This is a genomic window from Sphingomonas sp. SP5, from assembly GCF_058313455.1.
The window spans coordinates 1-20,377 of the sequence record NZ_JBZFLF010000006.1; the positions used below are offsets into that span (position 1 = coordinate 1).

A 20,377-nucleotide genomic window follows, 5' to 3' on the forward strand; every position below is an offset into this window, starting at 1 on the left:
GACAAAGCGGCGCGTCCGACGCCTATCGCGCCACCCGCGGCGGCAGACCCGGCGTCAAGCACACCATGTTCATGGCCGCCCTCACCGCCGCACGCCGCCACCCCGACCTCAACGCCTTCTACCGCCGCCTCCTCGCCAACGGCAAAAAACCCATCGTCGCCACCGTCGCCGTCATGCGAAAACTCATCGTCATCGCCAACGCCAGGCTCAGAGACGCAGCCATCTTCTGAGTTGATGACGTAGGATTAAAGAACACCGCCCTCTGGATCAGGCAGTCCATATGCGACGGCCCTGCCCGCCAGGGGGAGGATGAAGAGGATCCCTCATCTCGAATGGCGATCAGCCTAGTGCGCCGGTACCGTGGCACGTGGCGGCGCATCCGCCGCGGGTGCCGGTGCGGGCGAGCGTTCCGGTGCGCGCACGGGCAGTTCCACCGTGGGGGCGCCGCCGCGCTGCTTCAGGCGGATCGGCGCGCTCGGTGCCTCGGTCATGCCGCCGATGCCGGATCCCATCCCCGCCTTGCGCCGGCCGTGCAGCCCGTCGATCTCCGCCTGCCGCCGCTGCAGGTAGAAATCGCGCGCATTGGCATAAGGGTCGCCGGGCGCCGCATCGATCGCCTTGTACGTCTGGTCGAATTCGGCACGATGATCGAGCGCGCCGAGCACCCCGGCGGGCACCGCGAAGCGGGGATCGGTCACCCCCTGCCCCAGCGTGATCGGCAGGATCAGCCGGTCGACCGCTCCGCCGAACAGGTCGCGGATCGTCGTCGGGCCGACCAGCGGCAGGTAGAGGAAAGTGCCGTTGGGCACGCCGTAGAAGCCCAGCGTATTGGCGAAGCCGTTGCTGCGTCGCGGCAGCTTGAACGGCTTGCGGCGGGCGATGTCGAACAGGCCGATCACGCCGACGGTGGTATTGACCACGAAACGCCCGGCGGTTTCCAGCGCCTTGCCGATCTTGTGCTGGAGCAGGAAGTTGAGGAAGACGACCGGTTCGCGCAGATTGTAGAGGAAGTTGTGGATCCCGTCGCGGACCGGCTTCGGCAGCGACTTGCTGTAGGCCGAGGACAGCGGACCGATCAGCGCGCGATCGACCGCCTGCGTCACCTCGAACGATTTGCCGTTGATGTCGGCGAACGGATCGGGCGCTTCCCAGTCGGCGCGCGCGGTGACGAGGATGTCGGTCTGCGTCCCCGCGTCGTCCTGAGGCAGTGCAGGCGGCGGCACCACGGGATCCGGCGTCGCGGGTGGTGCCGGCATCGGTGCGAGCGGCGGCTGCACGGCCGCTGGCCCGTTCGCGGCGTCGGCCGACTGCGGTGAGTCGGATGAAGCCGGCGTCGCACTCTGATCGAAGGGAAACACCGGCGGCGGGGCGACGGACGATGGCTGTCCCAACGACAGCATAATCGCAAGCATCGACACGCCCACTCGTCCCCCCGTTTCACGCCAGGCCCCGCCGGTGTCGCCTGCATAACCGCAACGCACGTGCAACGAAAGAGCGGGGGGGGGGGGCGGCCGGTTGCCCCCCCTTGGTTCAGACGATCAGAACGACAGGCCCATCGCCGTCTTCACTCCCGGCAACGCCTTCACCTTGCCGAGCAGGTCCGCATCCACCGGTTCGTCGACCGACAGCAGCAGCACCGCCTCGCCGCCCGCCTGACGGCGGCCGAGATGGAAGGTGCCGATATTGACCCCCGCCTCGCCCAGCGCGGTGCCGAGCCGGCCGATGAAGCCCGGCGCGTCCTCGTTGACGACATAGAGCATCGGGCCGGCGAGGTCGGCCTCCACCTTGATGCCGAACAGCTCGACGAGCCGCGGCGCCTGGTCGCCGAACAGCGTGCCCGCCACCGAACGTTCGCCGTCGGCGGTCTTAACCGACACGCGCAGCAGCGTGTGGTAATCGCCTTCGCGCTCGGTGCGCACCTCGCGCACCTCCATGCCGCGGTCGCGGGCGAGCAGCGGCGCGTTGACCATGTTGACCGTATCGGTCTGGTTGCGCAGGAAGCCCGCCAGCACCGCGCTGACGATCGGCTTGGCGTTCAATTCCGCCGCCGCGCCCTCGGTATGCACCGAAATGCGCGTGATCGCGCCGGTGGTCAGCTGGCCGACCAGCGACCCCAGCTTTTCAGCGAGCGCCATGTACGGCTTCAGCTTCGGCGCTTCCTCGGCGCTGAGGCTCGGCATGTTGAGCGCGTTGGTGACGCCGCCCGACACCAGGAAATCGGCCATCTGCTCGGCGACCTGGATCGCGACGTTGACCTGCGCTTCGGTGGTGGATGCGCCAAGGTGCGGCGTGGACACGAAATTGGGCGTGCCGAACAGCGGCGAGGCCTTGGCCGGCTCCTCGACGAACACGTCCAGCGCCGCGCCGCCGATATGGCCGCTGTCGAGCCCCTCCTTCAGCGCCGCCTCGTCGATCAGGCCGCCACGCGCGCAGTTGATGATGCGAACACCCTTCTTCGTCTTGGCCAGCGCCTCGGCCGACAGGATGTTGCGCGTCTGGTCGGTCAGCGGCGTGTGCAGCGTGATGAAGTCGGCGCGGGCGAGCAACTCGTCCAGCGTCACCTTCTCGACGCCCATCTCGACCGCGCGTTCGGGCGTGAGGAACGGATCGAAGGCGACGACCTTCATCTTGAGCCCGCGCGCACGGTCCGCGACGATCGATCCGATATTGCCCGCGCCGATCAGGCCCAGCGTCTTGGCGGTCAGCTCGACCCCCATGAAGCGGTTCTTCTCCCACTTGCCGGCCTGCGTCGAGGCATCCGCCTCGGGCAGCTGGCGGGCGAGCGCGAACATCAGCGCGATGGCATGTTCGGCGGTGGTGATCGAATTGCCGAACGGCGTGTTCATCACCACCACGCCCTTCGCCGACGCGGCCGGGATATCGACATTGTCGACGCCGATGCCGGCGCGGCCGACGACCTTCAGGTTGGTCGCGTGCTCCAGGATGTCCCTGGTGACCTTGGTCGAGCTGCGGATGGCGAGGCCGTCATACTGACCGATGATCGCCTTCAATTCGTCCGGCGTCTTGCCGGTGATCTCGTCCACCTCGACCCCGCGCTCGCGGAAGATCTGAGCGGCCTTGGGGTCCATTTTGTCGGAGATGAGGACTTTGGGCATGGGTTGGGTCCTTCCAAACTATCTAGAAATCAGCCCCATCCGTCACCCCGGCGCACGCCGGGGTCCATGCATACGGCCCGCTCCATTGGCGGCCGATCGCTGTCCATGGATCCCGGCTTTCGCCGGGATGACGGGGTGGCAGAGGTGTTAAGCGGCGCTCTTCGCGGTCGCGTAGGCCCAGTCGAGCCAAGGCCCGAGCGCCTCGATATCGGCGGTGTCGACGGTCGCGCCGCACCAGATCCTGAGGCCCGGCGGCGCATCGCGGTAGCCGGCGACGTCGAACGCCGCGCCTTCCTTTTCCAGCGCGGATGCCATGGCCTTGATGAAGCCCTCGTCGGCGCCGGCGACGGTCAGGCAGACGCTGGTCTTCGACCGCGACGCCGGGTCCTCGGCAAGGTGACCGAGCCAGTCGCGGTCGGCGACGATCCGGTCGAGTGCCGCCGCATTGGCATCCGACCGCGCGATCAGCCCGCCGGCACCCAGCGATTGCGCCCATTCGAGGCTCGCGATCGCATCCTCCACCGCCAGCATCGACGGCGTGTTGATCGTCTCGCCCTTGAAGATGCCCTCGGTCAGCTTGCCCTTGGACACGAGGCGGAACACCTTGGGCAGCGGCCAGGCGGGGGTGTAGCTTTCCAGCCGCTCGACCGCGCGCGGGCCGAGGATGATGACCCCATGGCCGCCCTCGCCGCCCAGCACCTTCTGCCAGCTGAACGTCGCGACGTCGATCTTTGCCCAGTCGATGTCATAGGCGAACACGCCCGACGTTGCGTCGGCGAAGCTCAGGCCCTCGCGGGTCTCAGGAATCCATTCGGCATCCGGCACGCGCACGCCGCTGGTGGTGCCGTTCCAGGTGAACAGCACGTCGTTCGACCAATCGACCTGGGTCAGGTCGGGCAGCTGCCCGTAATCGGCGCGGATCACGGTGGGATCGATCTTCAGCTGCTTGACCGCATCGGTCACCCAGCCTTCGCCGAAGCTTTCCCAGGCGAGCGTGGTCACCGGCCGTGCGCCCAGCATCGTCCACATCGCCATTTCGAAGGCGCCGGTGTCCGACCCAGGCACGATGCCGATCCGGTGCGTCTCTGGCAGGTTCAGAAGCTCGCGCATCAGGTCGATGCAATGTTGCAGCCGCGCCTTGCCGATCTTCGACCGGTGCGAACGCCCCAGCGAATCGGTGGCGAGCTTCGCGGCATCCCAGCCCGGAGGCTTGGCGCAGGGCCCGGAGCTGAAGAAGGGGCGTGCCGGCTTCGTCGTCGGCTTCTGCGCACCCGTAACGGCGGATGCGGTGGCGGTATCCGTCAATGTATCTCTCCTCACAGAGAGCGCGCGCCGCGTTGGGACGGCGTGGCCCGCCGACGGCCCTAGAGGCGGTCGGAGGGTTAGGCAAGCCGGATCGTCCGGGGCGGACTTGTTTGTTCTCCATCCGCTGACGCAAGGTAGCTGCCGTGTCCGGTCTGTATCCAGGCGTTTGCCGTCTCTCCTTCGTCACCCCGGACCCGTTCCGGGGTCCACCCGTCCCCGCCTGCATCGGCCAGGGCAGGCGCGGAACCGTGGATGCCGGACCGGGGGCGGCATGACGGGGAACCATCGGCGCGGCGCGCTCCTCCTCCCCCTCGCCCTCGCCGCCTGCGGCCGCACCGAGCGGCCCGCGCCGCAGCAGCGCGAATCGATCGCCACGGTGTCGGTGCGCGAGACGGCGCAATGCCTGGCCGACCTGCGCGCGATGAACGTCGCCTATCGCGTGCTGCCCGACACGGATTACGGCAACGGCTGCGGCCTGTCGGGCACCGTGCAGCTGGTCGAGATCGGCGTGCCGGTGACCGGCCTCGGCGCGGTGCGCTGCGGCGAGGCGCGGGCGTTTTCCGGCTGGATCCGCAATGCGGTGGCGCCGGCGGCGTATCAGATCCTCGGCAGCGAACTCGCCAGCGTGCAGAGCATGGGCAGCTACGCGTGCCGCAACGTCGTCGGCTCCGTGCGCAATGCCAGCCGCCGATCGGGGCATGCCATCGCCAATGCGGTCGACATCGGCGGCGTGACGCTGAAGGACGGGCGGCGGCTGAGCGTGCTCGGCGACTGGTCCTCGCCCGATCCTGCCGTGCAGCGCTTCTGGACGACGATCCACACATCGGCCTGCCGCCGCTTCGGCACGGTGCTGTCGCCGGCGTACAATGCCGCGCACCGCAACCACCTGCATCTCGAGGACGACGGCGCCCGCTTCTGCCGCTGACGATTTCGCCCGTTGAGGCAGGCCCGGCTTTGCTCTAACGCCCTCGGATGACTGACACACGCGTACCAGAGCGGGTCTTTCCCCGCGCCCGCCAGGATGCCGCCAGCGCCCAACAGGCGATCTCCACGCCGCAGACCGAACACCCCGCCTACCAGCTCGCCTTCCAGGACATGGACTTCCTGCTGCGCGAGGATCTGCGCCCGATCCGCTTCCAGCTCGAATTGCTCAAGCCCGAACTGCTGCTGGAGGAGGCGAAGATCGCCTCCACCTTCGTGATGTACGGTTCGGCGCGCATTCCGGAACCCGCCAAGGCGCAGGCGATGCTGGAGCTCGCCACCGACGATACGTCGCGCGCCATCGCGCAACGTCTCGTCGACAAGAGCCGCTATTACGAGGTCGCGCGCGAGCTGGCGCAGATCGCCAGCCGCGTACCGCGCGACCAGAACGGCATGCGCCAGTTCGTCGTCTGCTCCGGCGGCGGCCCGTCGATCATGGAAGCCGCCAACCGCGGCGCGACCGACGTCGGCGCCGAATCGATCGGCCTCAACATCGTGCTGCCGCACGAACAGGCGCCCAATCCCTATGTCACGCCGTCGCTGAGCTTCCAGTTCCATTATTTCGCGCTGCGCAAGATGCACTTCCTCTTGCGCGCCCGCGCCCTCGCCGCCTTCCCCGGCGGGTTCGGCACGTTCGACGAGCTGTTCGAGCTGCTGACGCTGATCCAGACCGGCAAGATCAAGCCGATCCCGGTGCTGCTGTTCGGCCGCGAATTCTGGGAAAAGGTGGTGAACTTCCAGGCCCTGGTCGACGAAGGCGTGGTCAGCCAGCGCGACCTCGGCATCTTCACCTATGTCGAGACCGCCGAAGAGGCCTGGGACGTGGTACGCGCCTTCTACGAGGAACAGGCGAAGAAGGAAGGCTGATCCCCCCACCTCCCTCTCCCCCCAGGAGAGGGAGGGAGGCGCGTCAGCGCCGGAAGGGTGAGGGCAGGCGCGGGACGGCACGAGGGACGCCACAAGCCGCCCCGCACCCAACCCCCACCTGTCGCCGCCTGCGACGGCTCTTCCTCTCCCGTCGGGAGAGGGCGTTACATCACTTCCCCGCCTTGGCGCCTTCGATCGCGGCGTTCGGATCAACCGAGGGTGCGCCCGATGCCGGCGTGCCGGTGTTGCCGAGGTTGTTCGCGGCATCGGTGTTGGTGATCGAATCCTTGGCGGCGTTAGTCGCCGGCTTTTCCGCGCCTTCCTTGGCCGGCGCGGCGCCGGCGGCAGGCGCGGCGGGCAGCGGCAGGTTGGAACCCTGGCTGTTCAGATAGGCGATGACGTTGGCGCGATCCTGCGGGTTGCCGAGGCCGGCGAAGGTCATCTTGGTACCCGGCGCGAACTTGCGTGGGCTGGTCAGCCACGCGTTCATCTTTTCGAAGTCCCAGTTGCCGCCGACGCCCTTCAGCGCGTCGGAGAAGGCGAAGCCGCCCTTGCCCTGGCCGATCGGCTCGCCCAGCGTGCCGTACAGGTTCGGGCCGATGCCGTTCGCCCCGCCCTGGTTGATCGTGTGGCAGGCGGCGCACTTCTTGAAGACCTCGGCGCCCTTGGCGACGTCCGCGGTCGGCAGCAGCGTCGCGATCGGCACGGCCGCGGCCTCGCCGCCGCCACCGGCTTCCTCGACGCCCTCGATCGCATAGCCCATCTTTTCGGGCCGCTCGCTGTGGAAGATCTGGCCGCCGACGATCGACAGACCGAGCGCGAGCCCGCAGGCTGCCAGCGTCCACCCGGCGATCGTATTGGTGCGGTTGTCCATCTGCCTAACGCTGCCCCTGTTTTCGTTGCATCTGCTGCTCGCGCGGCAAACCCATAGGAAACGGCGCCTGCCTTCGCAAGCGCGCGCTTGATGACGCAGCCGCAGCGCTTTACGCCCCCGCGGCCATGGAGACCTACGCCGCACCCGCCCGCCCGATCGTCGCCGCGATGACCGCCGCCGCCGCCGCCGCGCCGGATCGCGCCGTCGCCTTTCAGGGCGCACCGGGCGCGAACAGCCATGTCGCGGCGCTGGAGGCGTTCCCGGACGGCCTGCCGCTCCCCTGTTTCGCGTTCGAGGATGCGATCGATGCGGTGCGCGACGGACGCGCCGACTGCGCCGTCATCCCGATCGAGAATTCGCTGCACGGCCGCGTCGCCGACATCCATTTCCTGCTGCCCGAATCCGGGCTGGTCATCACCGGCGAACATTTCCTGTCGATCCGCCACGCGCTGATGGGCACCGGCCCGCGCGATGGGGTGACGGAGGCGATGAGCCACCCGCAGGCGCTGGGCCAGTGCCGCCACTGGCTGAAGGCGCACGGCATCCGCCAGGTATCCTATCCCGACACCGCCGGGGCCGCCGCCTATGTCGCCGAACGCGGCGATCCCACCGTGGCGGCGCTCGCCCCGCCGGGCGCGGCGGCGATCTACGGCCTCGACCTGCTGGGCGTAGACATCGCCGATGCCGAACACAACACCACCCGCTTCGTGGTGCTGGCGCGCGGCGGCAAGCCGCCGGTCGGCGACGGCCCCTGGATGACGACGCTGATCTTCGAGGTGAAGAACGTGCCCGCCGCGCTCTACAAGGCGATGGGCGGCTTCGCGACCAACGGCGTCAACATGACCAAGCTCGAAAGCTATCAGCGCGGCGGCAGCTTCGCCGCCACCGAATTCTACGCCGATATCCAGGGCAAGCCCGGCGACCCCGCCGTCGATCGCGCGCTGGAGGAACTCGGCTTCCATTCCAAATGGGTCCGCGTGCTCGGTACCTACCGGCGCGCGCGCGAACGGGGTTGAGGCTCAGCCCCCGCCGCCTTTCCTGCCGACGATGTCGTAGTGGATGCGCACCCATGCGCCGATCTGCGGTTTGCCGTTGACGCGGGGCGGGCGGATCTTGAACTGCCACGCCGCCTCGCGGATCGCGCGGGCGAGGCCCAGGCCGGGCCGCGAATCGCCCAGCTGCACGCAATCCTCCACCCGATAGTTCGGCGCGGTGCGGCAGGCGATCTCCGCCCAGGAGCCCGCCGGCACGTCGTGATGCGGCATATAGGGGTCGATCTGCGAGGGCACCGGCTCGATATACCATTCGGCGGCATAGAGCCTTTGCCCGCCCGGCCCGGTGCCGGCCGCGGCCGTGGTCTCGCCGTCGTTGCCGTCACCCTGCCCGTTCGCCGCGGCAAGCTGCTTGCCGGCGCTGCCGCCCGACCGGTCCGACGGGATCTTGCCGACGTCCGTCGCGGCATAATCCTTGCGGCTGAGCATCAGGTAACCGGGAAAGGGCGTATCGACCGGCGGCGTCACCGGCGTCTCCTCCGTCGGCGGCTTGGGCGCGGCGGGCGGCTCGGGCGCTGGGCGGCGGCTGGCGTTGGCCGCACGGGCCGGCGCCTTCTGGCTCTTGGTGGCGGTGGACTGGTTGTCGCCGACCGGCAGCATGTTGACCGTCAGCGACCGGCCCGGCTCCTTGGGCGCATCCAGCGGCGGCGCGAGGCGCAGCAGCAGGAAGACGATGATGAGGTGCGCAAGGATGGTGAGCGCGAGCGAGGTCGCGCGGCGGCGGTCCGACGATGGCTGATAGGACCGCATGGAACTTGCGCGCCTAGCGCGCGCCGCGGCGGGCCGCAACTGCTTCACGACCGCGTCATTCCAGCGCCATCTTCGCCCCCCAAGGCGGCGCGCGATGCAGCACAAAATCGCCTTCTACGATCTCGATCGCACGATCACCCGCGCCGGCACCTGGACGCCGTTCCTGCTGCACGCGGTGATCGCACATGCGCCGTGGCGGCTCGCGCTGCTGCCGGTCGTGCTCGGCGTCGCGGGGTTGCGCGGCATCGGGCTCGTCCACCGCGACACGCTAAAGCAGGTCATGCACCGCGCCGCGCTCGGCACGCTGACGCCCGACCGCGCCGAACGAATCGCGGCGGGCTGGCTGGCGCGCGTTGGCCCGGGCCAGATCCGCCGCGGCGCCCGCGCGCAGATCGCCGCCGATCGCGCCGCCGGCTATCGGATCGTCATCGCCACCGCCGCCTACGCCTTCTATGCCCGCGCCATCGCCACGGAACTGGGTGCGGACGCCCTGATCGCCACCCGCACCGCCACGGATGCGCGCGGCCGCCTGCTGCCGCGGATCGACGGCGGCAATTGCTACGGCCCCGCCAAGCTCGCGATGATCGAGGCCTGGCTCGCCGAGCAGGGGATCGCCCGCGACGCAGCGCACGTCCGCGTCTATTCCGACCATGTGTCCGACGTGCCCGTGCTCGCCTGGGCCGACGAAGGCGTCGCGGTGAACCCGCATGCCGCCCTCGCCCGCGTCGCCACCGCGCGCGGCTGGCCTCAGGTGGATTGGGATTAAACCGATTTGCGAAACGCGCGAGAGCGCGTTTCGAGACGGTGCCGGCCCGCTCCCCCGCCCGACCTCCCATCAAGGATACTCTGTGGGAGGTCGGGCGGGGGAGCGGGCCGGCACCGCGACATGCGCCCACGGCGCATGGCCAGACGAACGCTAGGCGATCAGGCCGCGCACCAGGTCGAGGTCGGCGGGCTTGTCGACATCCACCGCCGCCAGGCCATGCCGCGCCGCCACCGCCGCCGCCTTCACCCCCGCCACCGCACCGAGCCGGGCAAGCGCGTCGGCCAGCGTCAGCCGCCCGCTCAGGTAGCGCAGTAGCGTTCCCGCCCCCAGCCGGCGCACGATCCGCCACGGCCGCTTGCGGTCGCGCTCCACCGCCATCCACAGGCGCACCGCCCCCTCCGCCGCCGGACTGCGCAGCAGGAACAGGTTGCACCCGGACCAGTCGCCATCGGCGAAGCGCAGATAGGTCCGCCGCGTCGGTGGCGCATCGCGCGCGATCACGTCGCGGCGGGCGAGCAGCGCCGCAACATCGGCGTCGGCGGGCGTGTCGGCCAGGAAATCGCGCACCCATTCGGGCCGCAGCAGCGCATGATCCGCGGTGGTGACCAGCAACGGCGTGCCGAGCGCCGACAGGCCGGTGAGCGTGCTGAGGCTCGGCCCGGCGGCGGCATCGATCGGCTCCGCACCGATCCGCAGCGCCTCGGCCCGCACCCCCGGGCTGTTCGCCGATACCGCGATCCGGCCCGCGCCGGCCGCGCGCAAGGCGTCGACGACGCGCGCCAGCATCGTCGCCTCGCCCAGCCGGATCAGCGCCTTGTCATCGACGCCGGCATAGGCCGCGACCGGGTCCGTCCCGCCGCGCGATCCCGCCAGCACCAGCACGTCGAACGTCATGGCTGGCGGTTATGCCACACCCGCCACATCACGCCAGGCGCGGCGAGCACCGGATGCCGCTCGCGCCACGGCGTCAGCGGCAGTGCGACGCCGGTGTGCCGTTGCAGCTTCCACAGCCCATAGCGCGCCGCGCCGTCGAAGGTGAAGGCCGCCTTCACCAGCCGGGCGAGGTTGAGCCATTTGCCGCTGCGCTGGCGCAGCCACCAGGCGGCGAGCGTCGCCCGCCGGTCGGCCTCCTCCACCTGCGGCACATAATCCTCGCCGCGCCGTGCGTGGCCGATCCCCGCCCCCTGCCAGGCGAGCGGCAGCAGCTGCGCGAACCGGTCGGGCGCGAAGGCGATGATCTGCCGCTCGCGCCCCGGCGCCTCGACCCGTAGTTCGGCCGAATAGGTCTGCCGGAACAGCGCCAGCCAGTAATCGGCCGCGCTGCCGTGCTGGGGGCCGAGCACCGCGGCGAAGCGCGATGCGGTCGCCGCGGCATAGGCGACGCTGCGCACCACCCGCATGCGGATCAGCGGATCGGCCGCCCAGACCAGCGCGGCGGGCTGTGCGAAGCGCGTCCAGATCGTCGTATCCACCGTCCGCCCCTCGGCGGCGCGGCAAAAGGTGTCGAGCGGCATCGTCGCCACCTTGGCGCGGATCACCTGCGCGCCCAGCGTCACCTCGTGGAAGCTGACGTCCGGCCACAGCGTCCGCGTCGCCCAGGCGCGCAGTCCCCAGCCCTTGGGAGGGGGGGTGAGCACGTAGAAATCCAGCACGCCGTCGAGGTCGCCGGTGCGCAGCACCGATCCGTAGAACAGCACCGCGCTGCCACCCAGCCGCCGCACCACCTCGCGCGCGACGGCGGCGATGTCGGGGGCGACCGGCGTTTCCAGCTCGTCGGCGACGAACGACAGCAACGTCGCGGTCACGGCACCGCGAACCGGATCGGCGCTCCCGCCCGGATGGTCAGGTCGCCACCGGGATAATGTTCGCCGTCGAGGATGAACCCCTCGTCCGCCTGCACCCGCAGCGTGCGCGGATCGGACCGGGCGAAGCCCGCGGCGACCGCCGGGCTGCCGTCCGTGCCGGTCAGGATCGGCTTCAGCATGCGGAACAGGTGGCGCGGCGGCGCATCCACGGTCAGCATCTTGAGGCCGGCCCGCTGGCGACCGAACGGCTTCAGGCCCAGCGGCATCCGCTCCAGCGTGGAGGCGAGCAGCAGGTAGAGCGGCCGTGCCGTCGCCGGCGCGCCGTCCGCCGCCACCCGGATCGTGGTGCCGCGCCGCCAGGCGTTATCGGCGCCGCCGAACAGCGTCTGCGCGATGCTCCAGCCGAGCGACAGCGCCACGGCGATGCCGTTGAACGCGCCCGCCCGGTGCGTGCTCTGCGCCAGTTCGGTCGCCCGCACGAATCCGCCCATGCCGAGCAGGAAGCCGCGCGCATCAGGCCGCGTCGCCTCGCCGCGCAGGATCTCGACCGGCTCGCGCCGCACGAATCGCCCGGCGCGCGCCGCCGCGATCGCATCGCGCACCGCCCAGTCTTCGGGGATGCCCAGGTCCAGTGCCAGCGCGTTGGTCTTGCCCGACGGGATGATCGCCATGGCAGGCTGCGTATCGAAAATCCGCGACGCTGCCGTCATCACGTCCCGCAGCGTCCCGTCGCCCCCGTTCACCACCAGCAGGTCGATCCCGCGCGCCGCATAGTCGCGCAGCGTGTCCTCCAGCGCCTCGAACGTGTCGGGCGCGGCATAGGCGACGTCCGGCCAGTGATCGAGGCGCATGCCATGGCGCAGGTTGCGGTGGCTGCGGCCGTTGGCGATCACCCCCACCAGCAGCGGTGCGGACGCTGCCGGCGGCGGCTTGGCCACCGGCGGCAGGGCGCGGCTCGCCGGCGCGCGAAACGCCTCGGCGCCGCGGAACAGCGCGCGGCCTGCCGCACCCGTTCCAGCCGCACCGGCCAGCAGCCGTTTATCGATGCGCGTCGCCAACCCTGTCGCCTCCGTCACGCGGTCTTCATCAAACTGTCACAGAGGGAAATTTGGGCAGGATTACGGCCCTAACAAGACTCCTGATCCAGATTGCAACGATTTCGCCCGATCCAGCTGATTTGGAACACAACTCAGGCAGGGACGGATGGTTTCGCCTGCAACAGCGACCAGGTGGCGATCCCCAGCAGCAGCGCGACCACCAGCGCATTGACCAGCACCGCAATCGACACGCCGATCACCTCCAGCGTCGGGCTGAGCCAGAAACTGATGCCGAACAGCGCGATGATGCCGATCACTCGCGCGACGAAGGTGGCGCCGATGCGGTTGGCGGCGAGCAGCAATGGTTCGAACCCCACCGTGACGAGGTCGATGCACCCCGCCGCGGCCAGCCACAGCAGGATCGGATAGGCGCGGCCGAACGCCTTGCCGCCCATCAGCGTCAGCACCGGATGGCCGAACAGCACCACGATCAGGAAGGCGAAGGCGGCGACCACCGTCGCCATCAGGAACGACCGCAGGATCATCTGCCGCACGCGGGCAAGGCCGCCCGCCGCCACCGCCCGCACGATTTCGGGAAAGGCGGCGCGGGCGAGCAATTGCGACACCTTGGTCAGCGCCTGCGCCAGTTGCAGCGCCAGCCGGAACGCGCCGGCGGAGGCGGTGCCGACGGTGCCGCCGACCAGCAGCAGCGGGATCTGCTTGGCGGACAGGCCGAGCGACGAGCTCGCGTTGGTGGCGAGCGAGAAGCGCACGATGCCGGGATGGTCGCGCACCACGTCGCGCACGCCCGTGCCGCGCGCGAACAGCAGCCGCAGGTCGCCGGTCCGCGCCAGCGCCCCCCAATAGGCCGCCGCGGTCAGCACCTCGGCCAGGCCCCAGGCGATCAGGAAGCCGGTGACGCTCGGCAGCACAACCGCCGCCGTCACCGCGCCGATCAGCCGCACCACCGGCGTCACGCTGTCGGCCGCGGCGGCGAAGGAGAAGCGGTCGCGCAGCCGCAGGATGCCGAGTGGCGTCGAGCGGATCGACAGCAGTTGCGCCACGGTGAAGATCATCGTCGCGCGGGCATGGACCGGCCGCACGCCCAGCGCCTCGCCCCAGGTGCGGATGATGACCGCCGCCAGCACGACGCCCAGGATCGCGCTGGCGAGGTCGAGCAGCCCGCACGCCTTGAACAGGCGGGCGAGCCGCGCCTCGCCGCCGGGCTCGACATGCCCGGTGCCGTAGCGGACGATGATCTGCCACGTCTGGAAACCGACCACCGTCGCCAGCGCCTGGCTCGCCCCGGTGATGAGCGCGAAGCGGCCGAAGCCCTCGACGCCCAGCGTGCGGGTGACGATGGCGAGGTAGACGAGGCTCAGCACCGCCAGCACGCCGCGGCTCGCCAGCATCCAGCCGAGATTGCGCGCGATCGCCCGGATCGCGCCGGTCTTGGGCGCGTCCCCGCCCTGCGCCCCGCCGCTCATGCCGGGCGCGCCGCCGCTTACGCCAGCCAGCTGACGATCCTCTGCCCGCGCGCCGCCGCGGCCATCGCCTGGAACAGGCGGACGAGGTGAACGACCAGCGACAGCATCGTCCACACCGCCACCGCGACGATCCCCCAGTCCGGCCGCGTCACCAGCAGCCCGGCGAACAGGATCACCATGTTGGGATTGCGCCGCGCGGTGACCAGGCGGAACCGGCTGTCGAACCGCTGCCACACGTGGATGTGCATCCCGAACCGGGCGATGAACGCGCCCTCGATCAGCCGTTGCGCGACATAGCCGAACAGCATCGCGGCGATCACCGCGACGAAGGTATCGTGGCCGAGCGGCCGGCCGTAGGCGGCACACCCCGTCGCCCACGCCCACCACCAGAAGGGCGGATGGATCAGGTCGACGCCGTGATCCCAGGCATTGCCCAGCGCCGACGAGGTGATCGTGCAGCGCGCCAGCTTGCCGTCGACGGTGTCGAGCACCATGAAGACGAGGCCGATGGCAAGCCCGCTCCAGAACCAGCCATACCAGAAGGCGACCGTGGCGACGATGCACAGCACCGATCCGATCGCGGTCACCTGGTTGGGCGAGATGCCGGCGCGGGCGCACAGCCGGGTGAGCACCAGCGCCCATTCCGGCCAGAGATATTTGGTCAGCAGGTCGGTGACGCCCTTGTAGGCGCCGGTATAGCTCGCCCGCTCGATGGCGGGCACGCTGGCCGCGGTCAGCCGCTCGGCGAAGGGGCGCTCGCGCTTGCGCAGCGCTTCGTTGAAGATGCCGCCTTCGTCCTCCGCCTCGATCACCGCCAGATCCCCCGCCTCCAGCGGCAGGTCCGCCGCCATCGCCGCCGCGATCCGCGCCCGGCTGGCGCCGTCGACATGCGCCAGCACCGGCACGCCGCCGCGGGTCAGCACGGTGCCCGGCCGCGCAACGAGATGCGGCAGCCACGCGGGATCGAAGGCAAAGGCGCTGTTGGCGAGCAGCACGGCCCCCGCGCCCCCCGCCTCATCACCCATCGCGTCCGCAAACGGCAGCTTGCGCGCCGCCGCCAGCCGCCGCAGCCGCTCGGTGGTGCTCATCCCCCACAATGGCGTCGGGTTGCTGCCGACGGGAACCACGGTCGGTCGGGGCGAGGAAGCGGATGCGGCCATGACGCGTGCGATAGCGTCACCTTCGCGTCCGGGATAGTCGGGACGGATCAACCGCTTGGCGAGTCCCCGCCCCTCCCGTCATCCCGGCGAACGCCGGGACCCATGGCCTCGATCCGCCCGCGGTGGACACCCAACCCGCGTTCCGCATCCATGGGTCCCGGCGTCCGCCGGGATGACGACACAGATGTAAGGATCTGCTACCGCGAGGAATTACGTGCGACGCCCCAGCACCCCCAGGATCGCCGCCGCCGCCCGCGCAGGCGCCACCCCGCTCACATCCCCCAGCGATTCCGCCGCGAACGCCCGCTGCGCCGCCAGATAGCCGGCATGATCGCGCCCCGCCCGCTCCAGCGCCGGCAACAGCGTGGCGCGGTCGGTCACCACCTCCCCCGCCCGCCACATCGCGTAGCTCGCGTCCCCCTCCCACGTGACGCCGCGCGGGTCGAGGAACACGCACGGCCGCGGCCGCATCAGGAATTCAACCACCTGGCTCGACGTATCGCCCAGGTACAGGTCGGCGGCGGCGGTATAGCTGCCGTCGACCATCGCGAAGCTGTCGAGGTCGACATGCACGTCCCCCCGCCCCGCGATCGACGCGGCAAAGGCGCGGACCTCGGGCGCCTTCTCCGCCAGTCGCTGGTGCGGCGCGAAGATCAGGTTCCAGCGCCCGCTGGCGAGGATCGCCCGCACCGCCTCCTCGCCCCAGTCCCACCAGGACGAGCGATGCCGCTGCCAGTGCGGCGCATAGAGCAGCACCGGCCGTCCTTCCGCAAAGGCGAAGTCGCGGTGCGTCCGCTGGCGGAACCCCGCCTTGATATAGCCCACCGCCACCGTGCGGTCGCGCGCGACGCCGTGCGCGGCCAGCGCCGCGCGCTCCCGCTCCGCGGCGACGATCGTCAGCGCCGCCGCGCGCCGCCGCCGGTCGTCGCGATTCATCATCGATCCCGCGCCGTGCAGGATGTTCACGAAGCGCGCGCGCGTCGGCAGCACGGTCGGTATCCACAGGCTGGTCTGCTCCGCCGACACCACCACCCGCGTACCCCACAGCCGCGGCGCCAGCCGGGCGAGCAGCGGCAGCTTGGCGGGCAGCGGCGGATTGCGCCCCGCCTCCCACGCGCCGAGATCGCGATAGCCGGGCGCGCGGCGGAACCGCACCTTGGCCCGGTCACCCAGCCAGCCGCGCACCAGCGCCTCGTGCATCGAGGTCGCCACCCACACATCGATCGTCACGTCGGGCGCCGCCCCCGCCCCCGCCCCCGCCAGAGCCTCCAGCACCGGGTAGAGGTGCGGGATCAGCAGCGTCTCGCCGAGAAACAGGAAGGCGACGTCCGCCTTCACGCCTGCTCCGGACCCTGCTCGGCCCAGGCGGCGATATCCTCCGGCCGGTCGATCTCCTGCCAAGCGCCCGGCCCGGCGAGGATCGCGCGCACCGGTGCGTAGCGGGCAAGCTCCGCGATCACCGCATGGTGAAAGGCGTTGAGCCCGCCCGGACGGGCGATCACCGCCTCCAGTGCCTGCGCATAGGCATCGCCGCCGCCCGACACGATCACCCCCAGCGAGCGGTGCGTCGCGACATCGGCCTCCAGGTCCTTGGCCACCGCGCACACCTGCCCGTTGGCGACGGTCGCCAGCATGTCGTCGGTCGCCGCCTCCCGCAGCGGCTCGACCAGCAGGCCGACGCCCGGCCGCTCCGCCGCACCGGCCGCGGCGGCGATCAGCCCCTCGGCGAAGACGGTGTCGCCGTTCATCAGGCAGAACGGATCGCCCAGCAGGTCGCGCGCCATCCACACGCTGCCGATGCTGCTCGCCACCGACCAGAAGGGGTTGAAGACCAGCCGCACCGGCAGCGGCGGCGTCGCCCGGGCAAGGTGCGCACCGATCTGCCGGTAGCGATAGCCGCCGACGATCGTCGCCCGCGCGATCCCCGCCCCCGCCAATGCATCCAGCTGGTGATCGAGGATGCTGCGCCCGCCCACCTCGACCAGGCATTTCGGCATCTCGCGGGTCAGCGGCAACAACCGCGAGCCGATGCCCGCGCTGAGGATCACAGCTTGCATCGCGCGGGCCTTAGCGGTGGCAGGCGTATCGGAAAAGCTTTGGATTGAAGGCGTTCGAACAAGGCCGGCGTGCACCTTCGCGCGGCAAGGATCATCCCGATAGCGTCCGGCGCACCGCATCCTGCCACCCCGCCGCCAGCGCCGCGCGCCGTTCGGCCGGCATCGCCGGCGCAAAGCCGTCCGCCCGCTGCCACAGCCGCGCCAGCGCGTCGCAGTCCGTCCACACCCCCGTCGCCAGCCCGGCGTGAAAGGCCGCGCCCAAAGCGGTCGTTTCGAGATGCACCGGCCGCTCCACGGCCACGTCGACCATGTCGGCGAGGAACTGGCACAGCCAGTCGTTCGCCGCCATTCCGCCATCCACCCTGAGCGTCGCCGGCCGCGCGCCGCCGTCGGCGATCATCGCCGCGGCGAGGTCCATCGTCTGATACCCCACGGCCTCCAACGCCGCGCGCGCCAGATGTGCTGCGGTCGCGCCGAGCGTCAGACCGTAGATCGCGCCGCGCGCCTCCGGGTCCCAATGCGGCGCGCCCAGCCCGACGAAGGCCGGCACCATGTAGACGCCGTGGCTGTCGGGCACCTGCGTCGCCATGTCGCGCGTCTCGCGCGCATGGGTGATGACGCCCAGGCCGTCGCGCAGCCACTTCACCGCCGCGCCCGCGACGAAGATCGATCCCTCCAGCGCATAGGTCATCCGCCCGCCCAGCCGCCACGCCGGCGTGGTCAGCAGCCGATGCTGCGACGCGATCGCCTCGCCCCCGGTGTTGAGCAGCATGAAGCAGCCGGTGCCATAGGTCGATTTGGCCATGCCCCGCGCGAAGCACGCCTGCCCGAACAATGCCGCCTGCTGGTCGCCCGCCATGCCGGCGATCGGGATCGCGGCGTCGAACAGGCCCGGCGCGGTGGTGCCGAACAGGTGGCTGTTGTCGTGCACCGCCGGCAGCATCGCCATCGGCACGCCGAACAGCCGGCACAGCTCCTCGTCCCAGCATTGCCGCCGGATATCGTAGAGCGAGGTGCGCGCCGCATTGGTCACGTCGGTCGCATGCACCGCGCCCCCGGTCAGCCGCCACAGCAGGAAACTGTCGATCGTGCCGAAGGCGAGTTCGCCACGCTCCGCCCGCGCGCGTGCACCGCCGACATGATCCAGGATCCACGCGATCTTGGCGGCGGAGAAATAGGGATCGAGCAACAGGCCGGTCTTGGCACGCACCGCCGCCTCGGCGCCATCGCGCTTCAGCCCGGCGCAGATCTCCGCGGTGCGTCGGTCCTGCCATACGATGGCGCGATACACAGGATCGCCGGTGGCGCGATCCCATACCACCACCGTCTCGCGCTGGTTGGTAATGCCGATCCCGGCGATCCCGCCCGCGCCGACGCCGCTCTCGTCGATCGCGCGGCGCGCGGTTGCCAGCGTGTCGCGCCAGATATCCTCGGGATCGTGCTCGACCCAGCCCAGCGCAGGATAATGCTGCACGAACTCCGCCTGCGCCGTCGCCACCGGCCGCGCCTCGGCATCGAAGACGATCGCGCGCGTCGACGTCGTTCCCTGATCGATCGCGAGGACATGGCGGGGGGAGGATCGCTGTCGCATCGCGCCATGTTGGCGGCGCGGCAGTTTCGGGTAAAGTGCCGCGATGACGGATGTGGACCTGCTCGTCGTCGGCGGCGGCATCAACGGCACCGGCATCGCCCGCGATGCCGCCGGTCGCGGCCTGTCGGTGATGCTGGTCGAACAGGACGATCTCGCCGCGCATACCTCGTCCGCCAGCACCAAGCTGATACACGGCGGCCTGCGCTACCTCGAATATGGCGAATTCCGTCTGGTGCGAGAGGCGCTGATCGAGCGCGAACGGCTGCTGGCCATCGCGCCGCACATCATCTGGCCGCTCGCCTTCGTGCTGCCGCAGGCGGGCTCGCCGCGCCCCGCCTGGATGGTGCGGCTCGGCCTGTTCCTCTACGATCATCTCGGCGGCCGCCGCCGCCTGCCCGCGACCCGCACGATCGATCTCGCCCGCGACCCCCGCGGCGCCGGGCTGAAGGCGGGCGGCGGCCGCGCCTTCGTCTATGCCGATTGCTGGGTGGAGGACAGCCGGCTGGTGGCGCTCAACGCCCGCGACGCAGGCGATCGCGGCGCCGCCATCCGCACGCGCACCCGGCTGACCGCCGCCGCGCGTCGCGACGGCCGCTGGCACGCGACGATCGAGGATGCCGCCGGCAGCCGCACCGTCACCGCCCGCGCGCTGGTCAACGCCGCCGGCCCCTGGATCGCCGACCTCCTGTCGCGGATACCGGGCACGCGCCAGGATCGCGGCGTCCGCCTGGTGAAGGGCAGCCATATCGTCGTCCCGAAACTGTACGCGGGCGACCACGCCTTCCTGCTCCAGAATCCCGACCGACGCGTCGTCTTCGCCATCCCCTACGAGCGCGATTTCACCCTGATCGGCACCACCGACGAACCCTGGCAGGGACCGCCCGGCCGCGCCCGGATCGATGCCGATGAAACCGCCTATCTCTGCGCCACCGCCAGCCGCTATTTCACCAAAAGCATCACGCCCGCCGACGTCGTCTGGACCTATTCCGGCATCCGCCCCCTCTACGACGACCATGCCGCCAGCGCCTCGGCGGTGACGCGCGATTATGTGCTAGACCTCGATGCGGACGGCGGCGTCGCGCCATTGCTCAGCATCTTCGGCGGCAAGATCACCACCTATCGCAAGCTCGCCGAACACGCGCTGGAAAAGCTTGCGCCGACCTTCCCGCAGGCCGGCCCCGCCTGGACCGCGACCGCGCCATTGCCCGGCGGCGCCTTCGCCGATTTCGACGCACTCGTCGCCAGCCTCACCGCCCGCTACCCGGACCTGCCGCCGACGCTGCTCCACCGGCTCGCCCGCGCCTATGGCACCGACACCACATCCCTGCTCGGCGAGGCGCGCAGCATCGCCGACCTCGGCCGTCCCTTCGGCGGCGACCTGTACGCCGCCGAGATCGACTGGCTGATCACGCGGGAATGGGCACTTACCGCCGAGGACATCCTCTACCGGCGCAGCAAGCTCGGCCTCCACCTGCCCGCCGACACGGCCACGGCGATCGATGGCTATCTGGCGGAGCGATGACGATCCG

The 20,377-nt window shown here is 70.6% G+C and carries 19 protein-coding genes; 6 read left to right on the forward strand and 13 right to left on the reverse strand.

Annotated features, from left to right (window positions below; translation table 11 throughout):
- A partial coding sequence (locus AC4GY7_RS14495; RefSeq protein ID WP_491115389.1) for a transposase occupies window positions 1-230 on the forward strand: 230 nt, incomplete at its 5' end.
- A 114-nt stretch (window positions 231-344) separates the two neighbouring features.
- On the opposite strand, the gene AC4GY7_RS14500 is transcribed toward AC4GY7_RS14495, so the two are convergent.
- The 3 genes from AC4GY7_RS14500 to AC4GY7_RS14510 form a co-directional block, all read right to left on the reverse strand.
- The gene (locus AC4GY7_RS14500) at window positions 345-1,277 is read right to left on the reverse strand and encodes an MlaA family lipoprotein (RefSeq protein ID WP_491115391.1); all 933 of its coding nucleotides are present in this window, start codon (window positions 1,275-1,277) and stop codon (window positions 345-347) included.
- Window positions 1,278-1,538: 261 nt separating this feature from the next.
- Complete coding sequence (serA, locus tag AC4GY7_RS14505; protein WP_491115393.1) at window positions 1,539-3,116, reverse strand: phosphoglycerate dehydrogenase; 1,578 nt, start codon at window positions 3,114-3,116, stop codon at window positions 1,539-1,541.
- A gap of 147 nt (window positions 3,117-3,263) precedes the next feature.
- Entirely contained in the window at window positions 3,264-4,421 is a 1,158-nt protein-coding gene (locus tag AC4GY7_RS14510; RefSeq protein ID WP_491115395.1) for a phosphoserine transaminase, read from the reverse strand.
- A gap of 271 nt (window positions 4,422-4,692) precedes the next feature.
- On the opposite strand from AC4GY7_RS14510, the gene AC4GY7_RS14515 reads away from it, so the two are divergent.
- Together AC4GY7_RS14515 and AC4GY7_RS14520 are read left to right on the forward strand one after the other, a co-directional pair.
- Window positions 4,693-5,346, forward strand: coding sequence for an extensin family protein (locus AC4GY7_RS14515; RefSeq protein ID WP_491115397.1), 654 nt, complete (start codon window positions 4,693-4,695; stop codon window positions 5,344-5,346).
- Between the two features lie 47 nt (window positions 5,347-5,393).
- Complete coding sequence (locus AC4GY7_RS14520) at window positions 5,394-6,269, forward strand: LOG family protein (protein ID WP_443585266.1); 876 nt, start codon at window positions 5,394-5,396, stop codon at window positions 6,267-6,269.
- 169 nt (window positions 6,270-6,438) lie between these two features.
- Here the strand turns inward: AC4GY7_RS14520 and AC4GY7_RS14525 are convergent, their stop codons facing one another.
- Window positions 6,439-7,143 (reverse strand): c-type cytochrome, encoded by a 705-nt coding sequence (locus AC4GY7_RS14525; protein WP_443585265.1) that lies wholly within the window; start codon window positions 7,141-7,143, stop codon window positions 6,439-6,441.
- Between the two features lie 125 nt (window positions 7,144-7,268).
- Between AC4GY7_RS14525 and AC4GY7_RS14530 the strand changes: the two genes are divergently transcribed.
- Complete coding sequence (locus tag AC4GY7_RS14530; protein ID WP_491115400.1) at window positions 7,269-8,159, forward strand: prephenate dehydratase; 891 nt, start codon at window positions 7,269-7,271, stop codon at window positions 8,157-8,159.
- Between the two features lie 3 nt (window positions 8,160-8,162).
- Here the strand turns inward: AC4GY7_RS14530 and AC4GY7_RS14535 are convergent, their stop codons facing one another.
- Complete coding sequence (locus AC4GY7_RS14535) at window positions 8,163-8,945, reverse strand: hypothetical protein (RefSeq protein WP_443585263.1); 783 nt, start codon at window positions 8,943-8,945, stop codon at window positions 8,163-8,165.
- A 94-nt stretch (window positions 8,946-9,039) separates the two neighbouring features.
- On the opposite strand from AC4GY7_RS14535, the gene AC4GY7_RS14540 reads away from it, so the two are divergent.
- Window positions 9,040-9,711, forward strand: coding sequence for an HAD family hydrolase (locus tag AC4GY7_RS14540; protein WP_491115402.1), 672 nt, complete (start codon window positions 9,040-9,042; stop codon window positions 9,709-9,711).
- 150 nt (window positions 9,712-9,861) lie between these two features.
- On the opposite strand, the gene AC4GY7_RS14545 is transcribed toward AC4GY7_RS14540, so the two are convergent.
- From AC4GY7_RS14545 to glpK, 8 genes are all read right to left on the reverse strand, one after another.
- Window positions 9,862-10,605 (reverse strand): nucleotidyltransferase family protein, encoded by a 744-nt coding sequence (locus tag AC4GY7_RS14545; RefSeq protein WP_491115404.1) that lies wholly within the window; start codon window positions 10,603-10,605, stop codon window positions 9,862-9,864.
- Entirely contained in the window at window positions 10,602-11,516 is a 915-nt protein-coding gene (locus AC4GY7_RS14550) for a hypothetical protein (protein ID WP_443585260.1), read from the reverse strand. Before AC4GY7_RS14550 ends, AC4GY7_RS14545 begins: the two co-directional genes overlap by 4 nt.
- Window positions 11,513-12,574, reverse strand: coding sequence for a diacylglycerol/lipid kinase family protein (locus AC4GY7_RS14555; protein ID WP_491115406.1), 1,062 nt, complete (start codon window positions 12,572-12,574; stop codon window positions 11,513-11,515). Before AC4GY7_RS14555 ends, AC4GY7_RS14550 begins: the two co-directional genes overlap by 4 nt.
- A gap of 131 nt (window positions 12,575-12,705) precedes the next feature.
- Window positions 12,706-14,040 carry a lipopolysaccharide biosynthesis protein gene (locus tag AC4GY7_RS14560; RefSeq protein WP_491115408.1) on the reverse strand — a complete coding sequence of 445 codons (1,335 nt, stop codon included), beginning with the start codon at window positions 14,038-14,040 and terminating at the stop codon, window positions 12,706-12,708.
- A 17-nt stretch (window positions 14,041-14,057) separates the two neighbouring features.
- Window positions 14,058-15,200 (reverse strand): CDP-alcohol phosphatidyltransferase family protein, encoded by a 1,143-nt coding sequence (locus AC4GY7_RS14565; RefSeq protein ID WP_491115410.1) that lies wholly within the window; start codon window positions 15,198-15,200, stop codon window positions 14,058-14,060.
- A gap of 210 nt (window positions 15,201-15,410) precedes the next feature.
- Window positions 15,411-16,538, reverse strand: a complete 1,128-nt coding sequence (locus AC4GY7_RS14570) for a hypothetical protein (protein ID WP_491115412.1) — start codon at window positions 16,536-16,538, stop codon at window positions 15,411-15,413.
- A complete protein-coding gene (locus tag AC4GY7_RS14575) occupies window positions 16,535-17,257 on the reverse strand; it encodes a phosphocholine cytidylyltransferase family protein (protein WP_491115414.1) in 723 nt (240 codons plus the stop codon). The genes AC4GY7_RS14570 and AC4GY7_RS14575 overlap by 4 nt, the downstream gene beginning before the upstream one ends.
- Before the next feature lie 91 nt (window positions 17,258-17,348).
- Window positions 17,349-18,848, reverse strand: coding sequence for a glycerol kinase GlpK (gene glpK / locus AC4GY7_RS14580; RefSeq protein WP_491115416.1), 1,500 nt, complete (start codon window positions 18,846-18,848; stop codon window positions 17,349-17,351).
- Between the two features lie 43 nt (window positions 18,849-18,891).
- Between glpK and AC4GY7_RS14585 the strand changes: the two genes are divergently transcribed.
- Window positions 18,892-20,370 (forward strand): glycerol-3-phosphate dehydrogenase, encoded by a 1,479-nt coding sequence (locus AC4GY7_RS14585; RefSeq protein WP_491115418.1) that lies wholly within the window; start codon window positions 18,892-18,894, stop codon window positions 20,368-20,370.
- Window positions 20,371-20,377 lie beyond the last annotated feature (7 nt).